Origin of the sequence: Pseudomonas folii (assembly GCF_014357575.1) — a bacterium.
GTDB lineage: Bacteria > Pseudomonadota > Gammaproteobacteria > Pseudomonadales > Pseudomonadaceae > Aquipseudomonas > Aquipseudomonas folii.
Genome location: NZ_JACONW010000272.1, coordinates 1 through 3,396, shown reverse-complemented (window position 1 = coordinate 3,396; position 3,396 = coordinate 1). Strand labels below are relative to the sequence as shown.

The following is a 3,396-nucleotide window of genomic DNA, read 5'->3' as shown; positions in this document are numbered from 1 at the left end:
GGACGACGATCCCGGCAGTGATTATTTCTCGGTTTTCCCGATCTTCGAATCTTCAACCCGCCAGACCAGCTTGGTCGTGTCATACCCCTGCTGTTGGGCCTGGCTGAGCAGATGCTCTTTCACATCCTTGGAGATGGTCGGCGTGCGCGACAGCAGCCACAGGTATTTGCGATCCGGGTTGCCTACGACAGCGGTTTTGTAGCCGTCGCCGATGTAGAGCACCCAGTAGTCGCCTTTGGCTACGCCAGGCAGCAGGCGGGAGAACCAGTTATCGAACTCCACCCATAACTTGTCAGTTTTACCCGGCACTTGCGGCGTGGCTGTGCCTGTCGCTTCCTGCCACTCACCTTCGATCGTCCTGCAGCGGTTAGTCACGCCAACGCTACCGTCGTCCTTGAGGGCGTAATTCGCTTCGGATTGTGCGCATTTGCGCTGGAAGAACATGGGCAAGCGGGCGATTTCGTACCAGGTACCCTGATATTGCTTGAGGTCGACATTGCCAACCGTTTTTGGCTCGAGGTTTTCAGCAGAATGCGCGAAACCGATTGCGAGGAAGCTGGCCATGAGCACCAGACCAAAACGCACAAGTAATTTGATCATCTGTTATTTCAAGCCCTGACTCGTGAAAAGCACAACCTTGTCGGCGGCATACTGCACGCTGATGAAACTGTTCTGGTCGCCCCACGTGCAGCTGGACATGCCCAGCGCGCCGGAGCATTCAGTCGGGCTGCCCAGCAGCTGTTCAACTTCCGCCTTGGGCATGCCCGCAGACAGTTTCGAGTAGTTTTCCTGATTGACCTTGCTGCATGCGGCCAGCAGCACGCAAAACGACAACAACGCTAGAGAGCGCAGAGACATGGATGAAGCTCCTGAACGGAAAGGGCAACGCCGCAGCAAACGGTCGATGGGCAGGTTGCTGGCGTAATACCGCAAGCTTAGAAGAGAAAAGGGGGATCTGGTTCCCTTGGTCGAAAGGTCTTTGCTGGAAGGACTAAATTCGGACTAAAATCAGTTATCTGGTCCTTGCTGGGAATTTGACCCATGAAGCTTTCGACGCACGTAAAGCCCATTAGCTATCTCAAAAGTCATGCGGCAGAAATTGTTAAAGATTTATCTGAAAGTCGTGAGCCGATGTTGATCACACAAAACGGTGAAGCGAAGCTGGTTGTGCTCGACGTTAAAAGCTATGAACAGCAGTTGGAAACTTTTGCCCTGCTCAAAATTCTGGCGTTGGGAAGTCGTGAAATAGAGCGTGGAGAGTTCAACGATGTCGATGAGGTATTTGCAGCGCTGGACAGGAACGATGACGAATGAGTTTCAAAGTCGTCATTTTGAAATCTGCACAGCATGACCTTAAAGAGCTTCGAAATTACATTGTGAGGAAGTTTTCTCACACCACGTGGTTGGCGACCTCTGAAAAGCTGAAAGGCGCGTTGAAAACGCTTGAGGCATTGCCCCTTTCCGGGAATGCTCCTGAAGAAATCGAAATGCTAAACCTGGGGTCGTTTCGCCAAATAGTCTCAGGCATGAACCGGATCATCTATGAGACGCGGCAAGATGTCGTCTTCATCCATGCCATCGTAGATACCCGCAGAAATATGACAGATTTACTGACCAGACGTCTGCTGCTTAGCTCGCAATAGCATCTTAAAATCGTGAGCCAAGCTCTTTCAGAAATTCAATCTCTTCCGGCGTTGAATCGCGCCCCACGATTGCATTGCGATGCGGGAAGCGCCCAAAGCGGTCGATGACTGCTCGGTGGCGTTCGGCGTAGTCGAGGCTGCTGTTGAAATAATCGCGGTCAGTGGCGGGGAGCAGGGGGAGGAGTTCGGTGAAGCGGGCGACGGCGTCATTTTGTGCATCGAGGGTTTCGCTGTGTTCCAGCACCAGATAGATGAAGGTACGTTGCAGCGGGTCCAGATGCTGGTCGCGACCGAGTTTCAGGCCGTGGGCGACAAGTGCCTGGGCGCGTTGATCGCCAGCGAAGGCGTTAGGCGTGTCGCGATAAATCATGCGTGGCAGTTGGTCGAGTAACAGCACCAGTGCCAGCCAGCCGTCAGGGCTTTCAGTCCACTCTTTCAATCCACCCGAAAGCGCAGATTCGACCAGATCACCAAAACGCGTCCGCGCTTCGGTGTCTTGAGCCTGGTCTTTGCCGAACCACAACTTGCCCTTGGCTTTTGCCACTTCGGAGGGCGATCCGGCAGAGCCGAACCACCATTCCAGCAGTGGGAGCCAAGGGGCAGTCATGATAGTCAGGCCTTGTGGTACGAGGTCGCGCGCTCAACTTCTTCTTTCGAGCCCAGGAACACCGCAACACGCTGGTGCAGGCCATCCGGCTGAATGTCGAGGATGCGCTGATGACCGTCGGTGGACGCGCCGCCAGCTTGTTCGACCAGGAACGACATCGGGTTGGCCTCGTACATCAAACGCAGTTTGCCCGGCTTGGAAGGCTCGCGGCTGTCACGTGGGTACATGAACAGACCGCCGCGGGTCAGGATGCGGTGTACATCGCCAACCATCGCAGCAACCCAGCGCATGTTGTAGTTCTTTTTCAGCGGACCGTCTTCGCCAGCCAGCAGTTCGTCAACGTAGCGTTGTACTGGAGCTTCCCAGTGGCGCTGGTTCGACATGTTGATCGCGAATTCCTGAGTGGAGGTCGGGATCTTGATGTCTTCGTGGGTCAGTACGAAACTGCCCATTTCGCGGTCCAGCGTGAAGCCTTTGACGCCGTCGCCCAACGTCAGCACCAGCATGGTCTGTGGACCGTAAATGGCATAACCGGCGGCTACTTGTTGGGTGCCTGGCTGCAGGAAAGCCTTCTCGTTCAAAGGCTCGTTCTGGCTCAGGTATTCATTCGGGCAGCGCAGTACGGAGAAGATGGTGCCGACCGGAGCGTTGATGTCGATGTTCGACGAACCGTCCAGTGGGTCAAAAACCAGCAGGTACGCGCCTTTCGGGTATTTGCCTGGGATCTGGTAGGCGTTGTCCATTTCTTCGGACGCCATGCCCGCCAGGTGACCGCCCCATTCGTTGGCTTCGAGCAGGATTTCGTTGGAAATCACGTCGAGCTTCTTCTGCACTTCGCCCTGGACGTTTTCAGTGCCCATGCTGCCGAGCACACCGCCCAGCGCGCCTTTGGAAACGGCGTGGCTGATTTCCTTGCACGCTCGCGCCACCACTTCGATCAGGAAGCGCAGATCGGCAGGAGTGTTGTTGCTGCGGGTCTGCTCAATCAAATAGCGACTCAGGGTAACGCGGGACATGGATAGCTCCGAATAGGGGGAATAAAAAACCCGCGCAGTTTAGCGCGAGTCGAGACGTAATACTGCCCATAAGACTGGGTTAACACCCATTGAGTTCACGGGTGGGCAAAGCGTAGCCGGAAAATGCTGA

General features: G+C 55.1%; 6 protein-coding genes. 2 read left to right on the top strand and 4 right to left on the bottom strand.

All coding sequences use genetic code 11. The features are described from left to right. Window positions 1–21 precede the first annotated feature (21 nt). Together H8S59_RS26565 and H8S59_RS26560 are read right to left on the bottom strand one after the other, a co-directional pair. The gene (locus H8S59_RS26565) at window positions 22–600 is read right to left on the bottom strand and encodes a lipocalin family protein (RefSeq protein WP_095092561.1); all 579 of its coding nucleotides are present in this window, start codon (window positions 598–600) and stop codon (window positions 22–24) included. A gap of 3 nt (window positions 601–603) precedes the next feature. After that, a complete protein-coding gene (locus H8S59_RS26560) occupies window positions 604–858 on the bottom strand; it encodes an outer membrane protein assembly factor BamE domain-containing protein (protein WP_095092559.1) in 255 nt (84 codons plus the stop codon). Window positions 859–1,041: 183 nt separating this feature from the next. On the opposite strand from H8S59_RS26560, the gene H8S59_RS26555 reads away from it, so the two are divergent. Next, window positions 1,042–1,314 (top strand): type II toxin-antitoxin system Phd/YefM family antitoxin, encoded by a 273-nt coding sequence (locus tag H8S59_RS26555; protein ID WP_095092557.1) that lies wholly within the window; start codon window positions 1,042–1,044, stop codon window positions 1,312–1,314. Next, on the top strand, window positions 1,311–1,643 hold the full coding sequence (locus H8S59_RS26550; protein WP_095092555.1) for a type II toxin-antitoxin system RelE/ParE family toxin: 333 nt from the start codon (window positions 1,311–1,313) through the stop codon (window positions 1,641–1,643). Before H8S59_RS26555 ends, H8S59_RS26550 begins: the two co-directional genes overlap by 4 nt. Window positions 1,644–1,647: 4 nt before the next feature. Here the strand turns inward: H8S59_RS26550 and H8S59_RS26545 are convergent, their stop codons facing one another. Further along, on the bottom strand, window positions 1,648–2,250 hold the full coding sequence (locus tag H8S59_RS26545; protein ID WP_187523339.1) for a DUF924 family protein: 603 nt from the start codon (window positions 2,248–2,250) through the stop codon (window positions 1,648–1,650). 5 nt (window positions 2,251–2,255) lie between these two features. Further along, a complete protein-coding gene (locus H8S59_RS26540) occupies window positions 2,256–3,266 on the bottom strand; it encodes a class 1 fructose-bisphosphatase (RefSeq protein WP_027902274.1) in 1,011 nt (336 codons plus the stop codon). Window positions 3,267–3,396 lie beyond the last annotated feature (130 nt).

Bases quoted from the DNA above. Each gene is read 5' to 3' on its own strand.
- H8S59_RS26560 (WP_095092559.1), bottom strand. From the start codon at position 858: ATGTCTCTGCGCTCTCTAGCGTTGTTGTCGTTTTGCGTGCTGCTGGCC.
- H8S59_RS26545 (WP_187523339.1), bottom strand. From the start codon at position 2,250: ATGACTGCCCCTTGGCTCCCACTGCTGGAATGGTGGTTCGGCTCTGCC.
- H8S59_RS26550 (WP_095092555.1), top strand. From the start codon at position 1,311: ATGAGTTTCAAAGTCGTCATTTTGAAATCTGCACAGCATGACCTTAAA.
- H8S59_RS26540 (WP_027902274.1), bottom strand. From the start codon at position 3,266: ATGTCCCGCGTTACCCTGAGTCGCTATTTGATTGAGCAGACCCGCAGC.
- H8S59_RS26555 (WP_095092557.1), top strand. From the start codon at position 1,042: ATGAAGCTTTCGACGCACGTAAAGCCCATTAGCTATCTCAAAAGTCAT.
- H8S59_RS26565 (WP_095092561.1), bottom strand. From the start codon at position 600: ATGATCAAATTACTTGTGCGTTTTGGTCTGGTGCTCATGGCCAGCTTC.